We start from the raw sequence: 24,576 nt of genomic DNA, 5'->3' as shown, positions 1-24,576 counted from the left end.
AGACGAGCAGGGCGAGCATCATCGCCCCCAGCGAGATGACCATCGGCGAGAGCCTGCGCTGGCCGGTGAGCATGGACTCGGTGGGCCGCTCACCGTGTGGCGCCAGGACGTCGTAATCAAAGGGCTTGGCGCGCTCCAGGTCCTTCTGGACCGAGTCGATGAGCGTCATCAGCTCCAGCTCGCCGCCGCGGATGCGGTAGCGGCCCTGGAAGCCGAAGAGCATGCACAGATAGTAGACCTGCAGCACCTCGGCGCGGTGTGGATCCTTCCGGATGCCCTGGAGGCGGTGGAAGAAGCCGTCACCGGCGACGTTCTCGTTGAAGTACTGGAGCTGCAGCAGGTTGGTCATCCAGAACGAGCGGTACGGCTCGGGCCGGCTGAGGGCGACCTCGTCGAGCAGGGCGACCAGCGCATAGGCCATGTCCTGGGCGTCCTGGTGGCTGAAGCCCAGCACGGCGGCGCGCCGCAGCACCTCGTCCACGACTCCGCGCAGACGGTGGTGCAGCACCTCTGGAGGGGGGACGGAGGCGGCATCCGAGTTGCGGATCCGGATCGCCGCGTCGAAGCAGTCCTTGGTGGCTTCGGTGACTCGTTGCATGGCGTGGGGTCTTCTTCAGCGGCTGGCGGTGGGGACGGCGAGCAGCTCCACCGTCGTCTGTGCGGCGTCGAAGGGGTGTGGCAGGTAGAGGGCGAGCGTGCGATCCCGCATCGCGCTCCTCCAGTAGCCGTCCGAGGTGAAGAGGGAGAAGTAGAGCGTCCCCGGCTGGATGGGCACCTCGGGCGGGGGCCGGTAGTTGACCTGGATGGGGACACCGGGCGAGGCGGCCTGCACCAGGCCCTGGATGTCCACCCAGCTGGCCAGCTTGGCGAGCTTGGGGAGCTGCTCGGCCACCACCTTCTCCGGCAGCTCGCTGCGCACGGAGAGGAAGAACTGGCCGCAGCGATCCAGCCGCTCGTCCTCCAGCTTGCCGCGGTAGAGCCGATCCTCGCCGGACTGCATCTGCACCGCGAGACACTGCTCGAGGGCCACGGAGCGCAGCAGCGACTGAAGGCGGCGGAACAGCTCCTCGAAGGTGGCGCGCAGCTGGATGAACTGGAAGGGGGGCAGCGTGGTGGGGTCCGCGTCCGCCACGAACGTGCTCAGCTGCCCGGCGCACTGGCTGAGCGCCAGGTAGAGGGCGTGCGGCCGCATGTTGCCCGCGTCGATGGCGTGCTGCAGCAGCGGGATGATGCCGTTGAGGGCGCTGAGCTCCAGGAAGAGCGTCACGTCCGAGGCGGTGAACTCGAGCGCGGACGCGTCCCGGTGCTTGCGCCGCGAGGCGAGCTGGCGCTGCTTGGCCACGATGAGCCGCAGCAGGTTGCGCAACTCGCTCATGATGTAGGGCGACGCGTCGATGCGCAGCGTGGGCGGGATGTAGTTCTCGACGAGCGTCAGGTTGCCGGAGCGGTCGCGCGACAGCTCGGCGATCTTGATGGCGTCATAGTCCTCGCGCGGCTCGGTGCCGAAGAGCAGCCGCACGTTGCGCTGCGCGAAGGCCACCGGGACGATGGAGGTGGACGAGGTCAGGTCGTTCACCGGCCGGTTGGCCGGGCTGAAGCGGGGGTTGCCACTGGTGCGCTCGCTACCGCCGTAGCTCTCCACTCCGCTGCGTTCGCGCGGGACGCCGAGATAGACGTCCAGCACCTGCTGGGCCGGTGGGAAGACGCCCTCCGTGGGACGGGACGGCGGAGCCTCGGGGTCTCCATTCTGGAGGGCGAGGGGCATGCCGTCGGGGAGCACGCCGTTGAAGTGGCGCAGCTGCACCCGGCCGGCGCGCAGCGCCTCCATGTCGAACTCGAGGGAGAACACACCCCAGGGGTAGGGCTCCAGCGCGCTCAGCCGGAGATCCAGCAGGTTCTCATGATAGAGGTCGAGCTGCTGCATGTGGTGGGGACTCATGAACATCCCCTCCGACCAGACAACGCGTTGCGCGTTCTTCATGCACTTCCCCTGGGGTGGGCTGGCACCCCGGCCGCAGACGGGACGGCGGGCACCGGCTGCGTCAGCGAGAACTGGGGGCGAAGGATGTCGATCTGATAGCCCTGGAGCCGGTAGCGCAGCTGCACGTCACCGGGCCAGGGCTCGCCCTGATCGCCTGCGGGTCTCTCGAAGCAGAAGGGCTCGGGCACGGGATCGAGCGCGGTGACGGTGCGCCACGAGTAGCCGAGCGGCTGGCGGAAGTGGCCCATGGTCAGGATGAAGCGGGCCTTGGGATCTCGCTGGATCCACCGCTGAAGCTTCTGGCCGGGGGCGACGGTGAACTCGGCCACCTGGAGCAGATCCTCTCCGAGGAACTCCTTGGGGCGGCCCCACAGGTCACGAAAGCCCGCGCGCTCCAGCTTCGCACTGTCCTTGAGCTGGATGACCTGCACCACCGTGGGCAGCGAGCGCCCGCGTGCATCCGGGTTCACCTGCTCGGAGACATCCAGGACGACCTGCATGGGAGGAGGGGTCTCGCACGGAGTGGGACCCACGCGCTTCGCGCACGAGGTGCCAGCAGTGGCCGCGAGCAGGATCGTGAGCAGGACTCCCTTGCTTCGGCTGTCGGAACGGACGCACGCCTTGGGGCTTGCGTGCGGCTGCGCCTTCACGATTGCTCTTGGCACGTGCGGTAGCTCCCCCCCACAACAGGTTCGATTGGCGGCGTAGAAACTGACAGAGTGGAAGACAGGCCGCAAGTTCATGGTCAATGCCCACTCGGAACGTAAGGGTTTCCCGGGTGGTGGGGACAGGCCTGTCGCGGTATGGAGCAACAGCCAGACGGTAGTTTTCCCACTCTTGCTTGATCAATTCGAAGGAGCGCGGAAGTCTTCAGGATTGGAACAAGACGCTGCTAGAGTGCTTCGGCCTTGCATTTCTGCTCTATGCAGTGGCGCGCCTTTCGTGGGCCGCGACACATCCGAAGCGGGGGATTCATGGGACGAAGGATGCTTGGGCCGGTCGCACTGATGCTGTTCCTGGTGTTGCCAGGAATGGTGGCCTTCGCGCAGCCCTCTCTGCACAACTTCGAGCTGGAGCGGCTGGATCTGAATCCTGGCGCCGAGGGCTCGTTGTTGGTGGGAATGGGGGAGATGTTGCAAGCGGGTCGGTTCCGCCTCTCCGCCGTGGGGCACTACTCCCATAACCCGCTGGTGCTCTACCGGGAGGGGGTGGGCTCCACGCCCATCGTGGGGGTGCGGACCACGATGCACGTGGCTGCCGCTTATGCCCTGATGAACTGGCTCCAGTTGGGGGTACAACTCCCGGTAGTGGCTCTCCAGCAGGGCGCGGGGCCGAGCCAGACGGGTCTGCTGAGTCCGCAGTCCTTCGGACTGGGAACGCCCGCTGTGGGACTGCGGCTGGGGCTGCTCACCCAGGACGCGCGGGGCGGTTTCGACGTGGCGGTGGAGGGAGTGGTGGGGCTACCGGTGGGCAGTGAGGCGGGCCTCGGGCGGGATGAGGGGATGCGTTACATGCCAAGGGTGATGGTGGGTCGGCGCTTCGGTTTCTTCCGGGCCGGGCTGGACGTGGGCTTCATGGCGCGCCCGGTGGGACGCATCAGCGAACTGGGCCCGGAGGATGTCCAGGACGTGGGCAACGAGCTGCGCATCGGAGCGGCGCTGGTCTCGACGGGGCGGCGGCTCCGGTACGAGTTCAACGTGCGGGGAATGATTCCGCTGTCGGGGCAGGCCGGCTCGGCGGAGCTCCTGCCGGGAGCGCGGTACCTGGTGAACCCCTCGTTGGAGGTGTTCGCGCTGGCGGGGGTGGGGATAGGGGCGACGCCGGGGACTCCCTTGTTCCGGGTGCTTGCTGGAGGTTCCTTCGGGGACGTGACGCCGCGGCAAGGTCCCGGGGAAACTTCCGTGAAGTGCGAACTGGGTACTGCCGTGGACATTGTGAACGAGTGCCCGGACATGGATCATGACCGCGACGGTGTGCGTAACGGCCTGGACAAGTGCTGGGACAAGGCAGGCGATCCCGCTCGCGGTGGATGTCCACGGACGGACTCGGATTCGGATGGCATCGAGGACTCCCTGGACGCCTGTCCGACGGAGCCGGGCGATGCCGCGCGCCAGGGCTGCCCGATGCGCGATCAGGACAAGGACGGCGTCGAGGACGAGTTGGACAGCTGCCCGGCGGAGCCCGGCCCAGCGGAGAGCCGGGGCTGCCCGCTCAAGGACCGGGATAAGGACGGCATCGAGAACGACCAGGATGAGTGCCCCGACGAGCCCGGTCCGATTGAGCGCAAGGGCTGCCCGGAGGAGGACGCGGACAAGGACGGCGTGCCCAACCGGGTGGACACCTGCGCTCGGGAGCCGGGAACGGAGAGCAACCTGGGCTGCCCCGAGCACGAGGTGCCCCGGCTGGCCATCACGCCCAGTGAGCTCAAGCTGAGCAACGGCGCCAAGGTATATTTTGACGCCAACACGGCTCGTATCCAGCCGCGCTCCTTCGAACTGCTGGATTGGGTGGCCAAGGTGCTGCGCGAGCACCCGGAGATCCCGCGCGTGGTGGTGGGGGGGCACACAGACGACCGGGGCTTCCCGGATGAGCTTCGTCGGTTCTCGCAGCAGCGCGCGGAGGCTGTGCGGCGCTACCTGATCGACAAGGGAGTGGCCGCCGAGCGGCTGGTGGCGCGAGGCTACGGTCCGGATAGGCCCATCGACAGCAACGCGACGTCGACTGGCCGCGAGAACAACCGCCGGGTGGACTTCAAGATCATGCGCAATGGCGAGGAGGGCTCCGATGCGCCCTAGCGCCAGGTGTGGAGGCAGCGGGGGCGTTACGCCCTCGCCGCTGTATGGAGCGGAAACTCTTGCTGAACTGTCTTGGGCATCAGGCCCGAGGGCTGATGCGATGGGGGTGACGTCATGAAAGCGCTCAAGACCTTGCTGAGCCTGTGGGTGCTCATGGGAGCATCATTGGCATCCGCCGAGCCGGATACCTTCTTCTTGGGCAATGGGCGGTCGGAGAACTTGGTCGTGAATTCCGGCCAATTCTTCCCAAATAAATACGCCAAGCCCTTGGCGGATGTTCTAGCCGGGAGCCTGTCGCCCATCTCCATTGACGATGTCTCCATTCTTGGACCTGGACAGCTCGTTCTATTCATCCAGGCCAAAGGTTCTTCGTTGGGGAACGATAGTCCCATCGATTTGGATAAAGCCACTGACCCCAAGAGCGTGGGTCTTTGGGAGTTTGCACGGCTCGCAGAGTCTGGTGGTGAGGCGGGCAAACTGAATCTGGAAAGACCATTGGTCAATTCCTACAAAAAGGAGCAGACCCAGATCGTTACCGTTCCCGAGTATGATTTCGTATATGTTGCTGCTGGGGGGGTGATCAGGGCGGGTTCCTGGGCTGACGGCAAGGGAGGGGTACTTGCATTTCTGGTGAGGGGCTCGCTCTTCAACGACGGAAAGATTTCGGCGGGTGAAGCTGGTCTGTTCGATGGCGCAGGCTTCCGAGGCGCACCTGCCAACCTCAATAAGCTGTTCTGTAATCAGAATGAGCCAGCAGGTCGCGGCGAGGGACTGGAGGATGGCGAGAGTTCCTCGGGGAAAGAGAACAAAGCCAATGGTGGGGGCGGGGGTCAGTGCCAGCGTGCTGGCGGCGGCGGAGGTGGTAATGGGGGAATGGGTGGACAAGGCGCATCCAACGTCATCGGAGAAGTTTTGGTGGGTGAACTCGGTGGTTTGGGGGGGGCCGAGCTTTCCTATTCAGATTTTCCCGGACGACTGATTCTGGGCGGAGGCGGTGGCGCAGGCCATAGTGGAAATCCTGGTGCTGCGGGTGGGGCAGGCGGGGGCGTGATCTTCATTCGCGCCGGCTCGTTGTCCGGTGCTGGAACCATCTCCGCTGACGGTTCCAACGGTGCAAACTCAGAAAACGGAGGAGCCGGAGGCGGTGGGGCAGGTGGCACCATCATCTTGCGTGTCGCGGGTCGCATCCACGAGTGTCCTACCTTCAGTGTGAAAGGGGGCTCGGGGGGCGCTAACACTGGCGCTACCGACTATGGACCTGGTGGAGGCGGTGGGGGGGGGCATATCTATCTTCAGGGAAAAGGTGCCGCCGCCTGTTCCCTCGCCAGCGATCCGGTTCTCAAGGGCGGAGCGGCGGGTTTGCTGAAGGATGGTACCACCTCTGGTACGAATCTAGGGGCAGAAGATGGCTTGGATGGCTCGTCTAGCACGAGTGACATGGCCATGGTTCCGCCAGGGGATGCGGTGGTGGTTTCCGTTTCACCCATGCATGGAGGTTTCGTCTACGCGCCGAAGCCTACCGTCAAGGTGAAGGCACCTCCCGGCAGGACGGTCTTTCTCCGCTTCGATGATGGCGACCCGGTAGGGACGACCAAAACTCCCGGGTCTCCTGATTCAGAGTACACAGGGGCGCCAGTCTCGAATCTCGCCGACGGCACGCACACTGTCGTGGCCTATGCTGTGTACGAAGGGCTTCGGGGACCTGAGAGCTATGTGCAGTTCGAGTTCAATGTGGATGCCACTGCTCCTGATACGAGCATTGTCCCCATCAAGCCAGCCGCTCCATTTTCTGTCACGAACTTGCGCTCGGTGGTGTTTGGCTTTGAGGCGAAGAATGATTCCGGTACTGATGAGATCGGAGCCACCTTTGAATGCCGTTTGGGCGTGGGGGGCACTTGGTCTCCATGTGCCGAAAGCACGACCTACGGCGATGCCACATTGGTAGAGGGAAGCCACACTCTATTTGTCAGGGCTATTGATATCGCGGGTAACGAAGACAAGTCTCCTGATGATTTCTCCTGGGAGTTCGATTGGTCGCCTCCAGGCAAGCCAGTATTGAACGCGGTCCCGTCATTCGTGAATAACAGGGAATATCCCTTCACGGGGACCGTGGATGCGAATGCCAAGGTGCACGTCTATGTCGACGACAACAAGGTGGGGGCGGCGATCGTTGCAGGCGTGAACTGGCACTTCACTCCTCCTCCTCTCGGCACTCCCCCGCTGCTGAGCGACGGCCCGCATTGGATCCGGGTGGCCGCGGAGGACGAGGCTGGGAATGTGGGCCCCTTCTCCGACACCGCATTCTTCACCGTGGATACGGTGAAACCTCTCATCAGCATCACCTATCCAGGGGCGGGGGCGTTCATTCGAGACGATAAAGTCGTCATCCTGGGGACTGCCGAACCGGGGAGCTCCGTTGAGATCAAGCTCCGGATAAAGGGGATGGACGGTGATTGGATCCCCGTGCCGGTCGTGGCTGGCACTCCAGGGACCTGTACTACGGAGGAGGCGAGTTCCAATTGTACGAATTGGCGCTACGAAGTGTTGGCGTCACTGGATGATGCGACCTACGTGGTGGATGCAAGGGCCACGGATGCTGCGAATAACACCACTGAAACCTTCGCCAGTAGCGAGTTCACGCTGGATCAGAGCCCGCCGACCACCACCGTGAATGGGCGTCTTCCGGACTCGACCACCAAAGACTGTTCCGAAGAATTCGTCACCAACGCGGGCGAATTGGTGTTCTCTCTCGACTCCAGCGAGGCGGGTGTGACCTATGAGTGTATGCTGGAGGGGGACTTCGGCTTCGCCATGCTGCTGCCCGAATGCCCGGGCACCCTGAAGAGTGACGACTACCCAGACTCGAAATATACGCTCAGGGTTCGTGCCAAGGACAGGGCCGGCAATGTGGATCCATCCCCTGCCATTTGCACCTGGACATGGGATACGACACCGCCAGATGCCGTGAGCCTGCCCATCGCGCCCGATGAGAAGAGCTATCCTCCTCCTGCGGTTACCGACTCGACTCTCGCTGTCTTCTTGTTCAGCACGAAGGATGCACTGAGCGAGACGGTTACCTTCGAGTGCCTCCTGGATGCCGATCCCGCTGATCCTACCAAGACATTCAAGGAGTGCCCTTCCAATGTTGAGGGGGGAACGCTGCGGGCAGGTGCGGAATATAGCGCCTACCCAGAGGGCTTGGCCCCTCTCGACGTTTCCAAGAGGCAGTTCACGAGCTTCTACGCCACCACCGTTACGGAGACCTCCCACTACTTGTATGTCCGTGCCAGGGATCAGGCGGGCAATCGCTCCACGCCGGTGAAGCACGAATGGTTGGTCGATACGCGGCTGCCCGTTCCTGATATTTTTCCGGGCAAGGGCGCCAGCAAAGCGACGAATGCGAAGAATGCGACCTTCACGTTCGCCCTCCGGAGCAAGGACATCGACATCAGCAATATCGAGTTCTTCTACACGCTCAATGCCGGTGAGTCGAACCCCGACAATTTCATCAAGGTGGACACGATTGTGAATGGGCAACCCACCGTGACCATTGAGCATTCGGTAGAGAAGTCGTACTTCATGTTCGCACGTGCCTATGACAAGGAGACCAAGCTCGAGACGCCCTCTCACCTGTGGGACTCGTACGAGTGGGAGGCCGACTGGTCTCTTCCCGCGGTCGATATCGCCGTCGGACCCGCGACGTGGACGCGGTTCCCCACGGCCAACTTCGTGTTCTCGGCACCGGGCGAGGAAGTGAGGAATGTCAGAACCTTCCTCTGCACGATCAGCGACTGTTTGCCCCCGGAGATGGAGCATGAGCGCCAGGACTGCTCGGATGGCGCTCCCATCGAGGGTCGCGCCAACTACCAGGTGACCAAGGGGCTCAAGGAGGGGCGCAACTGCATCTCGGTCTGGGCGCAGGATCTGGCGGGCAACCAGAGTTCGGAGCCCGCCAGCTATGAGTGGAACCTGGATACCCAGCCCCCGGAGCCGCCGGTGATCGACACGCACGAAGGCCAACTGACGGTGGCCGCGCGCTCCCCTGTCGTGAAGGGCAGCTCCGAGCCCTTCGCGGATGTGGCCGTGTTGCTCGACAGTGGGACCGAGCCGGTGGTTCGGGTGAGCGCTGATGACAAGGGCCGCTGGCTGGCGCGGATCTCCCAACTGGAGGCGTTGGACGGTTCGCATACCCTCCGGACTTCGGCGAAGGACCGAGCGGGCAATGAGAGCATGGTCTCCGCGCCGGTCGACATCCTGGTGGAGGCCTCCCCGGCAAGTGTGATTGGTGGAGGCTTGGGCTGTTCCACCTCGGGGACGGGTGGCTCACTGCTGGCGCTGTTGGGGCTGGCCCGGTTGCTGGTCCGAGGCAGGTGGCGCCAGCGCACCTAGAGGAGAGGTAGGCCTCCGGCCAGGATGCTTTCCGCATCCTGGACAAGCCATGCCGGGTGCTGTTGTCTTCCGGCATGGCGTTCCAGGGGGCCTCGATTTGAAAGCGGGTCGAAACCCAGGACGCTCGCATGACAAGAGGCTTGGGGCTTGTAGGGAAAGGGTTTTGATGAAGCTCGGAATGTTACACACATGTTTCAGGGCAGTGCTGGCCGTATCCGTGTTGGGCGGAGGGCCCGTGTGGGCCGAGGGCACCCACGGACCTCAGGCGCAGGCAATACAGGCCGTGCGGAATGGACAGGCCTTGGTGGCGGCACAAGGGGTTGCGCCGGGGACCTGGGTCGTCGTTCAGCCGGCGGATGACGAGGCGTCGCCGTCCTGGGAGCTGGTGCAGGTGCTGGCTGCGGGCGAACAAGGCCTGGAGTTGAGCAGGCCCCTGGTGGGTCGCGCGCGAACCTCTGGAGAGCAGGTCAGCTTGCTCGCGGTATCGCAGGAGCCGGATGGGAGCGCCGGCGCCTGGCTGGACAGGCCGCGTCAGGGCGATCGAGTCCCGGGTGGCGCACTGCCGGTGGAGGGCTGGGCCCAGCAGGGGTCGCAGGTGCTCATCTTCGTCGATGGAGTGGAGGGAGCCCGCCTGGAGGTAGATGACTCGGGATGGTTCTCGGGAGCCATCGAACTGCCGCTCGCCCCGGGCAGCCATCAACTGCAGGTCGTTCGTGGCACCGAGGACGCTTGGCGTTTGCAGCCGGAGCCCGTCACCATCGAGAGCCTTGCTCCTCCGCTCACGCCTGTCGTGCTCGAGCCGGCGAGCGGTGCCTATACCAACGACACCACGCCGCTCTTTCGTGGTACGGCAGAGCCGGGTGCCAAGGTGTTCGTCGCCATCTCGGGGGTAGATGTGGGCTCCGCGGACGTGGATGGCTCGGGCAACTGGTCGCTGTCCCTGAGCTCCGCGCTGGCGGAAGGGGTCTACTCCGCTTCGGTCAGGGCCCAGTCCTCGAGCGGGGAGGTCAGTGGGCTGGTCACCGTGGGCTTCACTGTGGATATCACTCCCCCCAATGCCAGCTTTTCGTCGTCGCCGGATGGGTTGACCACCTCGTCCACGTCACTCCGCATTCGTTTCAACGGGAGCGGAGAGGCGGGAACCTTCCAATGTAGCTTCGATGGCAGCGCTTTCGAGCCCTGCACCAGTCCCCGTGACCTCACTGGGCTTTCGGACGGGCCTCACACTTTCGTGGTTCGCATGACGGATCGTGCGGGGAACGAAGATGCGACTCCCGCGCAAGCCCGATTCGTGGTTGATACCACTCCACCCGTCGTGGAAATCCTCAGTGGGCCTCCTCTCTGGTCGATGGAGAACCGGGCTGTTTTCACACTGCGGGCCAGTGAGTCCGCGCGCTACGCGTGCACGCTGGATGGAGTGGCGGTGTCCGACTGTAACGCTGTATTGCCCAACCTGTCCGAGGGGCCGCATGCCTTCAGCGTGCGCGGCATCGATGAGGTGAACAACGCCGGGGCAGAGGTGTCCTATCAGTGGAACGTGGACCTCACCGCTCCCTCAGCGCCCGTGCTCCAGCAGCCCGTGGCGGAGGCGCTGTTGAATGTTTCAACCCCGGACATCTCTGGCACGGCGGAGCCTGGCAGCACGGTGAAGGTGTTCCTCAAGGGCACCGAGCGTTGCACGGCCACTGTGGATGCCTCTGGTAGTTGGACCTGCAGGCCGGCCAGCGAGCTGACGACGGCGTCCTACGAGCTGGACCTTCAGGTGCAGGATAGGGCCGGCAATGTCAACGACGAGTTCGCGCCCATCTCCTTCGACGTGGATGTCAATCTGCCGGAGACGTTCATCGATGTGCCGGAGACTTTCCTCACGGATGGGTCTGAATCCATTACCCAGAATGAGAACCCGGCGTTTGGTTTCCGCTCCAATGAGGAGGGGGTGACCTTCGAGTGCAGCGTGGACGAGGCGTCTTTCGGGTCGTGTGCCCAACTCGCCAATGGCTCCCTCCCGTTCGCGCCAGGCCGGCACACCCTGCGTGTTCGTGCGCGCGATAGGGCGGGCAACGTGGATGACTCGCCGGCCACGGAGACGTGGCGCTTCAGCATCTATCAAGGCACTGGTGGTGGCCTCACGGGCTGCGCGGCTTCCGGTGTCGCGCCGTTGCTGCCCCTGGTGCCGCTGCTGGCCTTCCTGAAGCGCCGCCGGTCGTCGCGGTCCTCCCGTCGGGAGGTGGCTGGCCGTGGGGGTCTGCTGGCCGCGTTGCTGGTGTTCCTGGCGGGCCCCGCCCGTGCGCAGGGCGTTGACCTGCAGCAGTACAAGCCGGCACCGGGCTCCAGGGACGTGCTGGGGGTGTACAGCCCCCAGGTGGCCCATGGCCTGGGTCTGCATGCGGGCCTGTCGGTCAGCTATGGCCGCAACCCGCTGGTGTTGAGGACCGCGAGAGATGGCAATTTCGCCCAGAGCATCGTCTCCGATCAGCTCACCGCGGACGTGCTGGCGTCCATCTCCTTCCTCGACCATTTCGAGTTGGGGCTGGCGCTTCCCGTCACCGGCCAGTGGGGTCCGGATTCCGGAAACCTGGGTATCTTCATTCCCCAGAATGCCACGGGCACGGGCCTGGGGGACTTGCGGCTGGTTCCCAAGGCCGTGTTGCCCCTGGGGGCGCTGAGCCTGGGCCTGGCCGCGGTCGTGTCGCTCCCCACCGCCAGTGACCAGAGCTTTCTTGGTGCCGGTGGAGTCGGCGTGCAGCCCACGCTGATGGTGCAATGGGCTTCCAGTGATCAGCTGCGAGTGCTGGCCAACGTGGGAGGCCGGTTTCAGCCCGATAGGCGGGTCACGCTGCTCGACTTGAACGTGGGCAACGAGTTGACCTACGCGCTGGGAGCGTATTGGGCTCCGGCGGCTGACTCCAAGTTGTTCGTGCAGGGTAGCCTGGAGGGGGCTTTCTCACTGGGCAACCAAGGCTCCAACCCACCCCCGCTGGAGCTGCTGGCCGCCGTGGGTTACTCGCTCCCTGGCGGTCTTGCCGTCCGGTTGGGCGGTGGCCCTGGCCTCACCAGCGGTTACGGCACTCCCAACTTCCGACTGTTCGCCAGCATCGACTGGTCGTCCCAGCCGCCCGCCGCTGCCAGTGTCCCGATGAGGGGAGAGCAAGCACAGTAATTGCTCTCTCGGGAGCGCGCCCTGAGAGGAGTACGCGGAGGGTACTCGTTGTGCTCGCCTCTCAGAGCTGCTGTCGACTGTAATTGATTACCGTGCTCGGGGCTGTGCTCTCTCAATCAGGAGACACAGCCCCAGTTTTTTAACAGAATTGAACTCCAACGCCTTTCGCGCAAAGGCCCAGCCATGGGTGTGCGCATGGTTGCACTTGCCCCTCTTCCTGGCAGCACGTCGGTGTTCCGGTTCCAGGTGTCCGGCTGTGCGGTGGAGCTGTGCGTGGTGCGCTTCTCCGGGCACGAGGGACTGTCGAACCTCTACGAGTACCGGCTCGAGCTGGCCTGCGAGGATCCCGCTCTGAGCTTCTCGGAGGTCGTGGGCAAGACGGCCCTCCTCACCGTTGGGCGCGTCGGCCCGGCTTGCGCGCGGTTTCCGAGTCAAGGACGATCTGGTAACGGTGCCCCTTCACCATTTTCTGGATCACCCATACTGTGCGGTTGTCCGTGGTCTGGTACGTTCGGCCATCGGCCAAGCTACCTGTCCAGTTGGGCATGTACTGCTACTCCACAGGGTGTTGAAGTGGTACTGCGAGGAGGCTGCGAGGGGTGTTGAAGTGGGTACTTCGGAGGGGTGGGCGAGTGGGTACCAAGCGCGGTGTCAGGGGGGACCGCGCGGGGTGGGTACCAAGTGGGTACCGGAAGCGCAAAGCGGGGCGTAGGGGTGTAAGTTGTTGAAGTTACTGACGCACGAGTGGCGAAACTGGCAGACGCAGCGGACTTAAAATCCGCTGGCCCGAAGGGGCCGTCCGGGTTCGATCCCCGGCTCGTGCATTCCTAAGTGCCGGACTTCACTGAGGATTCTCTCCTGTCCCGCGCCATGTGCCCCCAGTGTGCCCCTCGAGCGCGCGCACGGCGTCCTTCTTCACGTCCGGACTGAGGTGGGCGTAGCGCATCGTCATCTCGATGGTGGCGTGCCCGAGCAACTCTTGGACGGCCTTGAGCGGTACCCCGCGCGCGACGAGGTGGCTGGCGAAGCTGTGCCGCAGCGTGTGCCAACCGATGGGACGCAGACCGGCCCGCTTGCTGGCCCGGAGGATGGCGTTCCGGCAGGTGTCGTTCTTGAGGTAGGCGCCCGTGGCATCGCAGAAGACGAAGGCCCCGCGGAGGTGCCGGTGGGCAGCTCCGGTTGGGCTCGCGGCCCGTGTCCGCGCTGCTTGCGTGCACTCGCCGGCGGCGTCGCCTCCGCGGCTGGCTTGCGCTTCTCGCTGGAGGCGCCGAACAGGCGCTGCTGCATGAGGGCCAGCTGCTCCTTGAGCTGCGTCAGCTCCAGTTGCAACCGCTCCTGGGCGTCCTCGCCCTTGAGCCGCGCATTCTCCTGCACCAGCACCTCCAAGCCGCTGGTGCAGCCGCGCATTCTCCACCTCGAGCAGCGCGGCCATCTGCTTCGCCGTCTCCAGGTCCGTCACGTGCTCGAGGCGCACCATACTTGCGCGGTAGTGCTACACGGCGTGCACCACCGCAAGCTCTTTCTCTTCGAAGGCGGGGGGTGACAGCTTCCAGCGCCCAGCCAGCTCGCAGCCCTCCAAAAACAGTGACAGCTCGGCCACCGTCAGCTCCACGCTCGGCGCACCCGCCTGTACCCAGGGCCTGGCGAAGCGTCCCTTGAAGAGGCGTTTGGTGAGCAGCAAAAGCCCCGTCCCGTCGAAGTACAGCACCTTGGCGCGGCGGCGGCACCGTCCGACGAAGAGGAAGACATCGCCCTTGAGAAGCTGCCCTCCCAGCTGCTGCTCCACCAGGGCGCTCAACCCGTCGAAGCCCTTGCGCATGTCCACCGGCTGCGCACAGGCGAATACGCGCACTGCCCTCGTGAGCGTCAGCACGCCAGCCTCCGCAGCAACTGCGCCGCTTCCTCCAGGCCCAGCCCTTCCACGCGCCAGCCCTGGGGCGACACTACCGCGAAGGTAGTCGCCACTGGCGAGGGTGCGTGCTCCTTCGGCGCGTGCACCACCACGGGCAGCAGCGGCGCGGCCCTCGGCTCACTGCTCTGCGTCTTCTTGCCGCCGGGCGTCTGCCCCCGCCTCCACGCCTGCAACGTCGGCTCCGACACCCCCAGCCTCTCCACCACCGCCTTCAGCGTGTCGCCCTTCTCCTGCGCGTACGCCAGGTAGCGCACCGCGAACGCGCGCAGCGGCTCCGGGAATGGGCCCGAGCCTGCTTTGCGCCCTGCTCGCAGCCGCTCCAGTTCCTGCCGGAACTGCTCCAACTCCTTCTCCATGTGCACCTCCAGGTTTGTGGCCCGGAGGTCTCACGCCACGGCCCCTCTCGTCATGACGGGGTCCGGCGAGCAGTTACAGAAGAACAACTTCCGGAAGACGGTGGGCGGCACCAGCCTGGGCGGCTTCGGCTTCACCCATGACGGCGCCATCGCCACGCTTGACGAGTTCCTCGCGCAGCCCGTTTTCGGCACCTTCTCCACGGACCCGACGCGCCGCGCGAACCTCACCGCCTACCTGCTGACCTTCCCCACCGGCATGGCCCCGGCCGTGGGCTACTCGCTCACCATCAGCTCCGCCAACGCCAGCAGCACGGCGGTGGAGGCCGAAGTCACCCTGCTCGAGACCCAGGCCCGCGTGGGGAAGATCGACCTCATCATCAAGGGCAAGGTGAACGGCGTGGTGCGCGGCCTCTACTACAACCCGCTCACCCGCGTGTACGACGTGGACGCGGCCGGTGCCTCCAGCATGACCCGGGCGCAGCTCCAGGACTCGGCCGCTGGCGGGGAACTCGCACTTCACGCTGATGGGCGTGCCGCCGGGCACGGGCGTGCGCATGGGCATCGACCGCGATGCCGACGGCGTCCTCGTCGCCAACGAGTGAGCCTCCTCCGTCACGGCGAAGAGGGAAGGGGAGCCCGCATGGCCCATGTGGGCGCCCTCGGTTCGAAGTCCCCGCGCCGGGGCCCTGCGGGGCCCGGCCAGGTTACTGGGCCTGGGGCTGGGTGGCCTTCATGGCCGCGTGCACCTTCTCGCGCAGGGCCTGCTTGCGCTCCCGGAGTTGCTGCTTCTGCTCCTCGGTGAACTGGCCCCCGCCGGCCTGGAGCTGCGCCTGGGCGTCATCGCGGAGTTTCCGGGCCTCGGCGAGGAACGTGTCCGCCTGCTCGCGCGTGAGGCGGCCGCGCTCGACGGCGCGGTTGAGCCGGTGCTCCATACGCTCCAGCTTGCGGAGCATCCTCGCGTCCCTGTTCTTCTCCTTGTGCTTGTGCTTGTGATGGTGCCCCTCGTGGCTGGTGGCGGCGGGCTCCGCGGCGAGCGCGGGAGCGGCGAACAGCAGCGAGGCAACGGCGGCGGACAGGGCGAGCTTCAGACGCATGGCGGGGTTCTCCTTCGGGTGATGCGCCGGGACTGCTTCCCGGCGTCATCTGCCCCTGGAAAACCCCGGAGCTGGTGGAAGGTTAAAGTCCGCGATAACTCACCTAACCCTGAGTGGATGTGCCTGCTGATGTGGTCCTGGGTGGGTGCGACCCTGCCTGTTGCGGTGGAGGTTCCGAACAGGACCCAGCAGGCAGGGTCGTGGTTCTATGTCGTCTCGTAGGTGATACCATCGCCCCAGATAAACCAGCGCACCGTTACGAGGCCGAGTTCACAGAACTTCCTCGGGCTCTCCGGTGAAACGCAGTGGCTCTGCATTGATCTTGGAAGACAGGGCCGCGCAATCTGGGGATACGAGAATGAGTTATTGGGTCTTCAAGGTTTCAGAGCAGGAGAAGTATCCTGATGAATACGGCAGGACATATGTTTACGACAACCTGCATTCACGTCGTATCAGGCAGGGTGATTGCTTCCTTTACTTGTATGTGAAGAAGAAAAAGGGGGAGTACCGTATTGTGGGTACGGGACTTGTGGATGGCGTGGAGTCACGAGCGGCGCCCGAATCCCAAAGGCGGTTGCCCGGGGTGGTCGAGATCTTTACGGCCCGTCTGTGTGATGTGTATTTTTTTAAGCCTCCTGTCGATCTTTCGTCGCGCACCAGAGAGGGACTTCAAAATAGATCTCGGATCGGAATCAGTGATTTCAATCTCGCGGGCTGGAGTGGTTCGATCATCTCAATTGGCAGCGGCCTGCACGAAAGAATTCTCGATTTGGCTGGTGCCACCAGCAGGTACGAAGCCGTCGAAGATGCAGTGCTGCCTCAGTCCAATCGGGAGTATTCCATTTCCGGAATAGACGAATCTAGGACATGGTTTGTGGAAGACGCATGGTCTCCCGTCAAACGGCGCATGCGTACCAGTTACTTCAGCGGACGGGTTTTGGAGAGACACGGATTTGTATGCGCTGTTTGTGGCACTGGAGTCCGTGACCTCATCGTGGCTGCGCATATTCGTGGATGGGCACAGGATAAAGGCAATCGGGCCAATCCAGCCAATGGGATAGCCCTGTGTTGCTTTTGTCATGTGGCTTTTGATGCATGCCTGATCGCCATATCGCCCACGGGTGAGTTGATGGTGAGTCAGGCTTGCCGCGAGGATTCCATCGCTATGGCTCACTTCAGCTTCATTGCACCTGAGATCCGAAGGGGATGGCTTGCTGGGATCAATCCCGAGTTTCTCAAGGAAAGGGTGGTTGCTTTCAAAATGGCTGAAGGCCACCTGCGCCGCACCAGGAAGAGGTCCAACTGAGGCCCCAAAGCACCTCAATCTTGAGAATGTTGGTCCTGAGTAGCAGCTTCAGGTGTAATGCGAGCAACTACTCGTCCCCGGGCTCTGGCTGCGGAAGAAGTCTGTGGAGGCGGTGATGCTGGGATTCGGAGCCGCCCCAAACGGAAATGGGGCGGCTATTCGATCATTGGATCTGGCGAAGGTTTCTTTTCAAATCACCAGTACCCTGATTTTTCGAATTCCGTTCCAGAGCCGCTCAGGCGCGCTTGCGGCGGGACGTGGGCTCGAAGGGGGCGGCGTCGATGCGCACTCCCACATACGAGGGGAAGCGCGGCACGCCGTCGTTGGACAGCTCCTGGTAGCGGAAGGTGATGATGGTGCCCACCGCGGGCGGGTTCTCCCGCTCCTGGTCCGAGAGGCCGGTGCCCACGGAGAAGCGGGTGCCGTCGCGCAGCTCCACCTCCAGCGCTCCCAGCCGGCCCTTGTGCCTGCCCGCTCCCGCCGCGTGCCCCACCACGCGCGCCTCGTCGTCCTTGAAGCTCTTCACCTTCAGCAGCGTGTGCGAGCGGCCCGGCTCGTAGCGCGAGCCCGGCTTGCGCAGCATCAGCCCCTCGCCGCCCAGGCCCTCCACCCGCGCCAGCTCCTCGCGCAGGTGCGTCACGCCCTTGCAGGGCGCGTGCTCCAGCCACTCGGCGTACGGGGGCGCCACGTCCTCCACGAACCGCTGGCAGTGGGCGAGCCGCTCCTCGAAAGGCGCGTCCAGCTTCGGTGCGTCGAAGATGACGAAGGCGAGCTCCTTCCAGTCGTCACTCCGGTCCTGCCGCCGCACGACGCTCACCGTGCGCTGGAACTTCTTGCGCCCGCCGAACAGCTCGCCGTCGAGCGGGTAATCGGGAAGCTTCGCGGTGAACCAGTCGGGCGCGAAGAACGGATTGCCCTGGCGGGAGAAGAACTGCTTGCCATCCCAGTAGGCCCGGACCCCGTCGAGCTTCTCGCTCATCCACCAGCCCGTCAGGTCGACGTCGTTCTCCCACGAGTGGGCCAGCAGCAGCGGCGGGGCGGTGACGGCGTCGGACTCGGCGCCCGCGACCGTGTTCGCGCCGGACTTGGGGCGGACGTTGCGCGCCGCCGGCCGGGCCGGAGCACTGGTGTCCGAGGCGCCCACCCGGGCGTCCTCCGCCGCATCCCCCCGGACCTTGCGCAGGTGCTTGCACGTCCGCCGCTCGATGGCGATGGACTGGTTGCGCCACGCCGGGCACGAGCACGAGTACACGCCACCGGTGTTCTTCAGGATGTACGGCTTGGAGCCAGAGCCCTGCAGTTCGACCTGGGCGCCGTCCGCGATGTCTGCCACGAGTCCCTCCCTTTGCGCGCCACGGTGGTCTCGCGGCGACGAAGGGAATCGTATCCGGTGGGTCTGACAGGAGCGGAGGACCGCACAGGGCGGGTCGGCGGCATGACTTCCGAGGAAAGGAGAGGGGCTCAGCCCTCCCGGGCCGGCACCTCGTAGAGGTAGATGGGGGTGCGGTACAGGTCGTCGACGGCGAGGGTGCGCAGGGGCTTCCACCCTCGGAGCGCGAAGGTGTGACTGAGGATGCGGGTGCCGGGAGCGAGCTCCCGGGCCAGCTTGGGCGCCAGGCGGCTCATGGCCCCGGGGTAGAGGTAGCAGACGACGGCCGAGGCCTCCGCGAAGGAGGTGCGGAAGAAGTCCTCGCGCACGAGCTGGAGGTTGGGGCGCGGGGCGAGGCGCTGGCGCAGCCGCGAGAAGGCATGGGGAAGCGGGGACAGCTCGAAGGCCACCACCCGGGCACGAGGGCAGCGGTCCGCCAGCGCGAAGGCCAGCGAGCCCCAGCCGGAGCCCAGCTCCAGCAGCGTGCCCTCGAGCTCCTCGGGGAGCAGGGAGAGCAACTGGCGGCGCACCTTCCCCGAGGTGGGCATGGGGGAGATGCCCGTCCTCAGCGTGTGGAAGACGATGGACAGCATCCCCGCCAGCAGCAGGGCCAACAGGAGCAGAAAGAGGAGGGCGCCGGCCGTGCTCACGCCGCGCATGCTACGCGCCCCTCATGTGTTTGGGTCCAACAAGAACCACTCTATCGACCCACAAGGCCCCCGGCGGCCCTCCTCGGCCCCTCCGCTCTCGTCCTTGCCTTCAACAGGCCTTCCGTCCTTCTGATGCTTCGTGCTTAATGGATTCTAGACATCAAAGGAGAATGAGCATGAAGACAGTCAAATCAAAAGACGGAACGGTATTGGCGTATGATGTCCATGGTAGCGGACCCGCGCTTGTCTATATTACTGGAGCAATCTGCTTCCGCTCATTCAAACCCATCCTGCAAGATGTCAAGGAATTCGCCAAGGAGTTTACCGTCTACAGCTACGACCGCCGAGGGCGCGGCGACAGCGGCGACACGGCACCGTACTCGATAGAGCGCGAAGTCGAAGACCTCGAGGCCATGATTGACGCGGCTGGCGGCAAGGCCAATCTCTATGGTCACTCCTCTGGTGCCGTGCTGGCGCTCGAGGCTGCCCTGCGCTTGGGAGACAAGGTCAACAAAGTGGTGATGTACGACCCTCCCTATGTGCACGACCAGGCGGGAAAGCTCACATACGGTCAGTTGAGCCAGAAAGTGCACAAGCTGCTCGATGACGGCAAAAACAAGGAGGCGATGCGCACCTTTTTGAAGGGCATCGGCATGCCCGGCATGTTCGTTTGGCTCCTGCCCCTGTTTCCTGGTTGGAAGACGATGGTCGCGCTTGCGCCAACCCTTGCGTACGATATCGCCTTGACCCAGGACCTTCCGCCGGTTGAGCGGGCCGCTCGAGTGACCGTACCCACGCAAATCATCGTGGGCGAGAAAAGCCCAGCCGGTATACACGATGTCGCGAACCAACTGACGACAGCGATTCCAAACGCAAGATTCGAAAAGATCGCAGGTCAAGACCACATGGTCAGCGCGAAAGTCTTGCTGCCCGTACTTTCGCGCTTTCTTAAGCAGTAACCCCTTCAGGCGGGGGCTCACGAGCCCTCGATCTCCATGCGGTAGCCCACTCCGCGCACCGTCTGGAGCGCGAACCGTGAGGCGCTGTTCCACCCCAGCTTCCGTTTGAGGCTGGAGACGAAGTTGTCCACCGTGTGCGGGTCCACCACCACGTCCCGTCCCCACACCGCGTCGAGGATTTCATCCCGGCGCAGCACGCGCTCGCGCTCGCGCACGAAGTAGGCGAGCAGGTCGAACTCGGTGCGCGTCAGCTCCACCGTCTTCCCATCCGGCGTCTCCACCTTGCGCCGGTCCAGGTCCATCCGGTAGCCCGCGAAGCGCAGCATCTGCACCGGCACGCCGCCGCCTCGCCGCACCAGTGCTCCCACCCGCGCCAGCAGCTCGCGCAACCGGTAGGGCTTGCCCAGGTAGTCCTGCGCCCCCGCTTCGAAGCCCCGCACCACGTCGTCCTCGAGCGTGCGCGCCGTCAGCATCAGCACCGGCGTCGTCACCCCCTCCTGACGCAGCGTCCGGCACAGCGTGTAGCCGTCCCCATCCGGCAGCATCACGTCCAGCAAGATGAGCTGGAAGGTGCGCCGGGCCAGGTGCGCGCGGGCCTCGGCCACCGTGGTGGCCTCTTCCACGCCGTAGCCTCCCTGGTTCTCCAGGTTGTCGCGCAGCGCGAGCCGCAGGTTGAGGTCATCCTCCACCAACAGGATGGCGGGAGCAGGGGAGTTCATTCAGCGCCTCTCCGGAAAGGTGAGCTCGAAAGTGGTTCCCTCGGGACTCGAGGCCGCCACACGGAGGTCTCCCCCGTGCAGCCGCAGGATGCGCCGGCACAGCGCCAGGCCCAGGCCGCTGCCCGGCACCTCCCGCCCCGGTCCTCGCAGCCGGTAGAATTCGCCGAAGATGCGCTCCCACTCGGCCTCGGGGATGCCCACGCCGTTGTCCGAGAAGCGCACCCGCCCGTCCGCCAGTGCCTCCACGCGCAGGCACACGGGGTTCCGCGTGTTGTAGGCACAGGCGTTGCGCGCCAGGTTCGCCAGCAACAGCCGCATCAACTGCGGGTCCGCGAGCAGCTCGCGCTCACCCACCTCGGCCGTCAGCTCCACCGGCACCCGCGCCCAGGCCTCCAGGTCCCTGCGCAGCGTGGCCACCAGCTCGTCCAGCCGCACCACCGACAGGTGCGGCACCCACCGGCCCTTGTCGATCCGGTTGAAGGACAGCAGGTTCTCCACCAGGAAGCCCAGTCCGTCCGCCTCGTGGATGATGCGCGCCGGGTAGTCCTTCGTCTCCGCCCCCTGCGCCAGCCGCCACTCCAGCGTCTCGGCCAGCAGCCGGATGGAGGCCAGCGGCGTGCGCAGCTCGTGCGACACGGTGGCCACGAAGTCACTCTTGAGTTCCAGGAAGCGGTACTTGCGGTGCTGGGCCACGAAGGCGAGCCCGGCGATCGTCAGCGCCAGCCCCGCGCACAGCACCACCATGCCCGTCTTCAGCCGGTAGCGCTGCTCCAGCGCGCCTTCCTCCTTCTCCCACAGCGGCGTCTCCACCCCCAGGGGCAGGTTCGCCAGCGGCAGCACCTCCTCCGTCCCGAGCAGCCGCACGTGTCCCTCGGGGCCGAGCAGTCCGCGCTCGCGCATCTCCTGCGTCAGGATGTCCAGCAGCGCCGCGGGAGCCACCGCCACGCCCCGGACATGATCCTTGTCCTTCGGCTCCAGGTACCAGCCGGAGCGCACCAGCACCGGGCCGGGAATCGAGCCGGGCAGGGGCAGGGGCTCGGCGGCCAGCTCCGCGGTCCGTGCCTCGAAGTCGATGACGGGCGTCCCCGTCCGCCGGGACAGCTCCACCACGCGTTCCTGCAGGAAGTAGAAGTCGCTCCGGGTGAAGCGCGAGCGCTTGAGGAGCAGCAGCCGTTGCAGCCCCTCCAGCCGGTGGCCCTGGCCGTCCTCCATTCCGTAGTGGAGCAGCGACTGCATGAGGGGGCGCTCCGGGCCGGCCCGCTCCGCGAGGGACTCCAGCACCACCAGGAAGCCGGGCACGTCCCGCGTGGAGGCGAGCACGTACCGCACCCGGTGCTGGAGGAAGGCCACCAGCGCATCGGTGGTGCTCCGCGCATCCCGGCGCTCCAGCCCCCGTTCCACCGCCCGCATCAGCGCGAGCCGCTCCGTCCAGGGGTCCTCCTCCCCCTCGGGGAGCTCCTTGCCCGCGTGCAGCCGCGTGTACCGCTCCCGGGCGGGGGAGTCCTCCCCCACGTCATGCAGGGCCAGCCGCGGCAGGAGTTGCTCCCCGCGCTCGCGCAGGTAGAGCCCCGCGGCGGGAGCGAGTGGATCCGCCGCGGCGAGCTCCAGCGCGGGCCGGACCTCCTCCAGCTTCTCCCTCAGGGTCTGCCTCAGGGAGACGAGGGCGTACTGATCGAGGGCCTCGCGCCGGGAGCGGAGCGAGGCCCGCGCATCCTCGCGCTCGGTGGCGAAGATGCGCTGGAGCTGCCACAGACCCCACCCGAGCCCGGCCAGGCCGAGCACGAGGGCGGAAAGGGTGGGGAGCAGCCTGCGGAGCATGGGGACTCTCTACTTGATGACCGGGACGCGGTCGAAGTCCATGGTGACCACGGGCGCGAGCTGCTCGAAGCGATCCGTGCGCCGGTCGAGCCCGTGGGCCTTGCGGATGAGCGAGCCGAGCTCCCTCACGTCCGGCCGGTCGCGCAGGGGCTCGTCCAGCTCCTCCCACAGTGAATAGAGCTGCGGCCAGGAGAGCGTGCGGACCCAATAGGAGCCACGCAGCTTCTCGGCGAAGGCGGCCGCCACGTAGGACAGGCGCGTGGGGGGCGCGGTGCGGCCGTAGGCCGGCCTCAGGACGCTGGAGGGCAGGTGCTTCTCCAGCTCCCGCGAGTCGCCCCCTTGCGGCGCCTTGTAGCGGATGCGCAGCGTGGCGAAGGAGCCGGTGGGCTCGCGCAGCTTCACCTCGTAGATGGCAGTGACGCTGTGGCCCGCGCCCACCTCGCCCGCGTCCACCCGGTCATCGGTGAACTGCTCCTTGGCGAGCATCCGGTTCTCGTAGCCCACCAGCCGGTAGCGGGCCACGGCCTGGCGGTCGAACTCGAGCTGCAGCTTCACGTCCTTGGCCACCACCTGGAGGGTGCCGGTGAGGTTCTGCACGAAGATGCGGCGCGCCTCCTCCAACTGGTCCACGTACGCGTAGTTGCCCTCGCCCACCTGGGCCAGCCGCTCCATCAGCACGTCGTTGTAGTTGCCCATGCCGAAGCCGATGGTGGTCAGGGTGATGCCCCGCGCGGCCTGGGCGCGCACCCGCTCCCAGATGCCGTCCGCGTCGGTGATGCCGTTGTTGGCGACTCCGTCCGAGCACAGGATGACGCGGTTGATGCCGCCCTCGAGCAGGTGCTCGGAGGCCATGGAATAGCCCAGCTCGATGCCGGCCTGGGCGTTGGTGGAGCCGTCGGAGGAGAGCTTGTCGATGGCGGCCATCAGCTTGTGCTTGTCGGCGGCGCTCGTGGGCCCGAGCACCGGGTGCGCCGTCGAGCCGTAGACGGCGATGGACACCCGGTCGCGCTCGTCCAGCTCGTCCACCAGCAGCCGCAGCGCCTGCTTCACCAGCCCGAGCCGGTTCTCGATGTTCATGGAGCCGGACACGTCGATGACGAAGACGAGGTGGGCGGGCTTGCGGGCCTCCCGGCTCACCTCGCGCGCCTTCAGGCCGATGTGCACCACGTGGTAGCCCTTGCGGCTGGGCGAGGGAAAGCCCTCCACGTGCACGCTGAAGGGCGCCTCGGGGTCGCCCTGGTAGCCGTAGTCGAAGCTGTTGACGAACTCCTCCACCCGCACCGCCTGCTCGTCGGGCAGCGCCCCCCGCTCCAGGTAGCCGCGCGTCAGCGCGTAGGAGGCCCTGTCCACGTCCACGGAGAAGGTGGAGAAGCGCTCCTCCTCGGTGTCGATGGTCGGGTTCACCCCGTAGCTCTTGAAGTACATGTCCGAGAAGGGCTGCGGGGGGAGCGCCGTGATGCGCTCGGGCGGCGGAGGCGCCGCCGGGGTGGATCTGGAGGGCGGGGGATTCGGGAGAGGCGGCGGGCTGGGGTTCTTCCGGCCTCCGAAGAAGTCGCTGATGCTTCGGCCGATGGCGCCGAAGTCGAGGGGGGGCGCACCGCCGCCCGACACCACGATCATCTCCTCGGCGAAGCTCTCGGGCAGGAGCTCCACGTTCACGCGGATGGTGCGATCCAGGTTCAGCTTGATGTTCGAGCGCACGAACGGGCGGTAGAACTCCTTGTCGAAGCGCAGGGTGTAGACGCCCGGTGGAAGCTGGGGGATACGGAAGTTGCCCTTCGCGTCCGTCACCACGACCTGCTCGCCCATGAGGTTGGGGGACGTCGCGGTGACCACCACGTCCTGGAGGGGCTTCTTGTCATCGGCGCTGGAGACCGTGCCGATGATGACGCTATCGGCGAGGGCCGGCGCGGAGAGCAGCAGGAGGACACAGCAGAGGGCACTTCGCAGGGCGTGCTTCATCGTCGGAGCCACCTCGGACAACGGGGAGACACGACCCATCATCCAGATGCGGCCCGCATGGTGCCTCATGCGGGGCTCCGCTCTTCATCATGGTTTCATCACGCGG

Annotated in this window: 17 protein-coding genes, 1 tRNA gene and 1 pseudogene; 7 read left to right on the top strand and 12 right to left on the bottom strand. The window is 65.6% G+C overall.

Annotation, left to right across the window (positions count from 1 at the left end; translation table 11 throughout):
- Positions 1-25: 25 nt before the first annotated feature.
- From ACN28I_RS12810 to tssJ, 3 genes and pseudogenes are all read right to left on the bottom strand, one after another.
- Positions 26-598 (bottom strand): annotated as a pseudogene (locus ACN28I_RS12810) (DotU family type IV/VI secretion system protein); the annotation flags it as partial.
- Between the two features lie 15 nt (positions 599-613).
- Positions 614-1,939, bottom strand: a complete 1,326-nt coding sequence (tssK, locus tag ACN28I_RS12805) for a type VI secretion system baseplate subunit TssK (RefSeq protein ID WP_420942322.1) — start codon at positions 1,937-1,939, stop codon at positions 614-616.
- Between the two features lie 38 nt (positions 1,940-1,977).
- Positions 1,978-2,724 carry a type VI secretion system lipoprotein TssJ gene (gene tssJ / locus ACN28I_RS12800; RefSeq protein WP_420942321.1) on the bottom strand — a complete coding sequence of 249 codons (747 nt, stop codon included), beginning with the start codon at positions 2,722-2,724 and terminating at the stop codon, positions 1,978-1,980.
- 243 nt (positions 2,725-2,967) lie between these two features.
- On the opposite strand from tssJ, the gene ACN28I_RS12795 reads away from it, so the two are divergent.
- The 4 genes from ACN28I_RS12795 (at position 2,968) to ACN28I_RS12780 (ending at position 13,149) form a co-directional block, all read left to right on the top strand.
- Entirely contained in the window at positions 2,968-4,776 is a 1,809-nt protein-coding gene (locus ACN28I_RS12795; RefSeq protein ID WP_420942320.1) for an OmpA family protein, read from the top strand.
- Positions 4,777-4,890: 114 nt separating this feature from the next.
- Positions 4,891-9,165, top strand: a complete 4,275-nt coding sequence (agmC, locus tag ACN28I_RS12790; RefSeq protein WP_420942319.1) for an adventurous gliding motility protein AgmC — start codon at positions 4,891-4,893, stop codon at positions 9,163-9,165.
- Between the two features lie 235 nt (positions 9,166-9,400).
- Positions 9,401-12,325, top strand: a complete 2,925-nt coding sequence (locus tag ACN28I_RS12785; RefSeq protein ID WP_420942318.1) for an Ig-like domain-containing protein — start codon at positions 9,401-9,403, stop codon at positions 12,323-12,325.
- Between the two features lie 738 nt (positions 12,326-13,063).
- Positions 13,064-13,149: transfer RNA gene (locus ACN28I_RS12780), tRNA-Leu, on the top strand.
- A gap of 17 nt (positions 13,150-13,166) precedes the next feature.
- On the opposite strand, the gene ACN28I_RS12775 is transcribed toward ACN28I_RS12780, so the two are convergent.
- The 3 genes from ACN28I_RS12775 to ACN28I_RS12765 are packed head-to-tail and all read right to left on the bottom strand — an operon-like array spanning position 13,167 to position 14,593.
- Positions 13,167-13,802 carry a tyrosine-type recombinase/integrase gene (locus ACN28I_RS12775; RefSeq protein WP_420942317.1) on the bottom strand — a complete coding sequence of 212 codons (636 nt, stop codon included), beginning with the start codon at positions 13,800-13,802 and terminating at the stop codon, positions 13,167-13,169.
- 15 nt (positions 13,803-13,817) lie between these two features.
- Positions 13,818-14,198, bottom strand: a complete 381-nt coding sequence (gene tnpB / locus ACN28I_RS12770; protein WP_420942316.1) for an IS66 family insertion sequence element accessory protein TnpB — start codon at positions 14,196-14,198, stop codon at positions 13,818-13,820.
- Complete coding sequence (locus ACN28I_RS12765; RefSeq protein ID WP_420942315.1) at positions 14,192-14,593, bottom strand: hypothetical protein; 402 nt, start codon at positions 14,591-14,593, stop codon at positions 14,192-14,194. The genes tnpB and ACN28I_RS12765 overlap by 7 nt, the downstream gene beginning before the upstream one ends.
- A gap of 52 nt (positions 14,594-14,645) precedes the next feature.
- Between ACN28I_RS12765 and ACN28I_RS12760 the strand changes: the two genes are divergently transcribed.
- Entirely contained in the window at positions 14,646-15,395 is a 750-nt protein-coding gene (locus ACN28I_RS12760) for a hypothetical protein (protein ID WP_420942314.1), read from the top strand.
- On the opposite strand, the gene ACN28I_RS12755 is transcribed toward ACN28I_RS12760, so the two are convergent.
- Positions 15,298-15,687, bottom strand: a complete 390-nt coding sequence (locus ACN28I_RS12755) for a DUF6076 domain-containing protein (RefSeq protein WP_420942313.1) — start codon at positions 15,685-15,687, stop codon at positions 15,298-15,300. The genes ACN28I_RS12760 and ACN28I_RS12755 overlap by 98 nt on opposite strands.
- Positions 15,688-16,045: 358 nt before the next feature.
- On the opposite strand from ACN28I_RS12755, the gene ACN28I_RS12750 reads away from it, so the two are divergent.
- The gene (locus ACN28I_RS12750; RefSeq protein ID WP_420942312.1) at positions 16,046-16,993 is read left to right on the top strand and encodes an HNH endonuclease; all 948 of its coding nucleotides are present in this window, start codon (positions 16,046-16,048) and stop codon (positions 16,991-16,993) included.
- 235 nt (positions 16,994-17,228) lie between these two features.
- On the opposite strand, the gene ACN28I_RS12745 is transcribed toward ACN28I_RS12750, so the two are convergent.
- Together ACN28I_RS12745 and ACN28I_RS12740 are read right to left on the bottom strand one after the other, a co-directional pair.
- On the bottom strand, positions 17,229-18,326 hold the full coding sequence (locus ACN28I_RS12745) for a DNA ligase (protein WP_420942311.1): 1,098 nt from the start codon (positions 18,324-18,326) through the stop codon (positions 17,229-17,231).
- 128 nt (positions 18,327-18,454) lie between these two features.
- On the bottom strand, positions 18,455-19,021 hold the full coding sequence (locus ACN28I_RS12740) for a class I SAM-dependent methyltransferase (protein ID WP_420942310.1): 567 nt from the start codon (positions 19,019-19,021) through the stop codon (positions 18,455-18,457).
- Positions 19,022-19,188: 167 nt separating this feature from the next.
- On the opposite strand from ACN28I_RS12740, the gene ACN28I_RS12735 reads away from it, so the two are divergent.
- Entirely contained in the window at positions 19,189-19,971 is a 783-nt protein-coding gene (locus ACN28I_RS12735) for an alpha/beta fold hydrolase (protein WP_420942309.1), read from the top strand.
- Between the two features lie 17 nt (positions 19,972-19,988).
- Here the strand turns inward: ACN28I_RS12735 and ACN28I_RS12730 are convergent, their stop codons facing one another.
- Genes ACN28I_RS12730 through ACN28I_RS12720 form a run of 3 tightly spaced genes read right to left on the bottom strand, consistent with a single transcriptional unit; the run spans position 19,989 to position 24,539 of the window.
- Complete coding sequence (locus tag ACN28I_RS12730; protein WP_420942308.1) at positions 19,989-20,690, bottom strand: response regulator transcription factor; 702 nt, start codon at positions 20,688-20,690, stop codon at positions 19,989-19,991.
- Positions 20,691-22,508, bottom strand: coding sequence for a sensor histidine kinase (locus ACN28I_RS12725; protein WP_420942307.1), 1,818 nt, complete (start codon positions 22,506-22,508; stop codon positions 20,691-20,693).
- Between the two features lie 9 nt (positions 22,509-22,517).
- Positions 22,518-24,539, bottom strand: a complete 2,022-nt coding sequence (locus tag ACN28I_RS12720; protein ID WP_420942306.1) for a YfbK domain-containing protein — start codon at positions 24,537-24,539, stop codon at positions 22,518-22,520.
- Positions 24,540-24,576: the final 37 nt, after the last annotated feature.

This window comes from Archangium gephyra (assembly GCF_049060025.1).
In the GTDB taxonomy this organism is placed as follows: domain Bacteria; phylum Myxococcota; class Myxococcia; order Myxococcales; family Myxococcaceae; genus Archangium; species Archangium gephyra_A.
This window is presented reverse-complemented; position numbering and strand designations above follow the sequence as displayed.

Excerpts from the sequence above, each read along its gene's own strand:
- tssK (WP_420942322.1), bottom strand. The coding sequence starts at position 1,939 with ATGAGTCCCCACCACATGCAGCAGCTCGACCTCTATCATGAGAACCTG.
- tssJ (WP_420942321.1), bottom strand. The coding sequence starts at position 2,724 with ATGAACTTGCGGCCTGTCTTCCACTCTGTCAGTTTCTACGCCGCCAAT.
- ACN28I_RS12795 (WP_420942320.1), top strand. The coding sequence starts at position 2,968 with ATGCTTGGGCCGGTCGCACTGATGCTGTTCCTGGTGTTGCCAGGAATG.
- agmC (WP_420942319.1), top strand. The coding sequence starts at position 4,891 with ATGAAAGCGCTCAAGACCTTGCTGAGCCTGTGGGTGCTCATGGGAGCA.
- ACN28I_RS12775 (WP_420942317.1), bottom strand. The coding sequence starts at position 13,802 with ATGGTGCGCCTCGAGCACGTGACGGACCTGGAGACGGCGAAGCAGATG.
- ACN28I_RS12765 (WP_420942315.1), bottom strand. The coding sequence starts at position 14,593 with ATGGAGAAGGAGTTGGAGCAGTTCCGGCAGGAACTGGAGCGGCTGCGA.
- ACN28I_RS12760 (WP_420942314.1), top strand. The coding sequence starts at position 14,646 with ATGACGGGGTCCGGCGAGCAGTTACAGAAGAACAACTTCCGGAAGACG.
- ACN28I_RS12755 (WP_420942313.1), bottom strand. The coding sequence starts at position 15,687 with ATGCGTCTGAAGCTCGCCCTGTCCGCCGCCGTTGCCTCGCTGCTGTTC.
- ACN28I_RS12750 (WP_420942312.1), top strand. The coding sequence starts at position 16,046 with ATGAGTTATTGGGTCTTCAAGGTTTCAGAGCAGGAGAAGTATCCTGAT.
- ACN28I_RS12740 (WP_420942310.1), bottom strand. The coding sequence starts at position 19,021 with ATGCGCGGCGTGAGCACGGCCGGCGCCCTCCTCTTTCTGCTCCTGTTG.
- ACN28I_RS12735 (WP_420942309.1), top strand. The coding sequence starts at position 19,189 with ATGAAGACAGTCAAATCAAAAGACGGAACGGTATTGGCGTATGATGTC.
- ACN28I_RS12730 (WP_420942308.1), bottom strand. The coding sequence starts at position 20,690 with ATGAACTCCCCTGCTCCCGCCATCCTGTTGGTGGAGGATGACCTCAAC.
- ACN28I_RS12725 (WP_420942307.1), bottom strand. The coding sequence starts at position 22,508 with ATGCTCCGCAGGCTGCTCCCCACCCTTTCCGCCCTCGTGCTCGGCCTG.
- ACN28I_RS12720 (WP_420942306.1), bottom strand. The coding sequence starts at position 24,539 with ATGAGGCACCATGCGGGCCGCATCTGGATGATGGGTCGTGTCTCCCCG.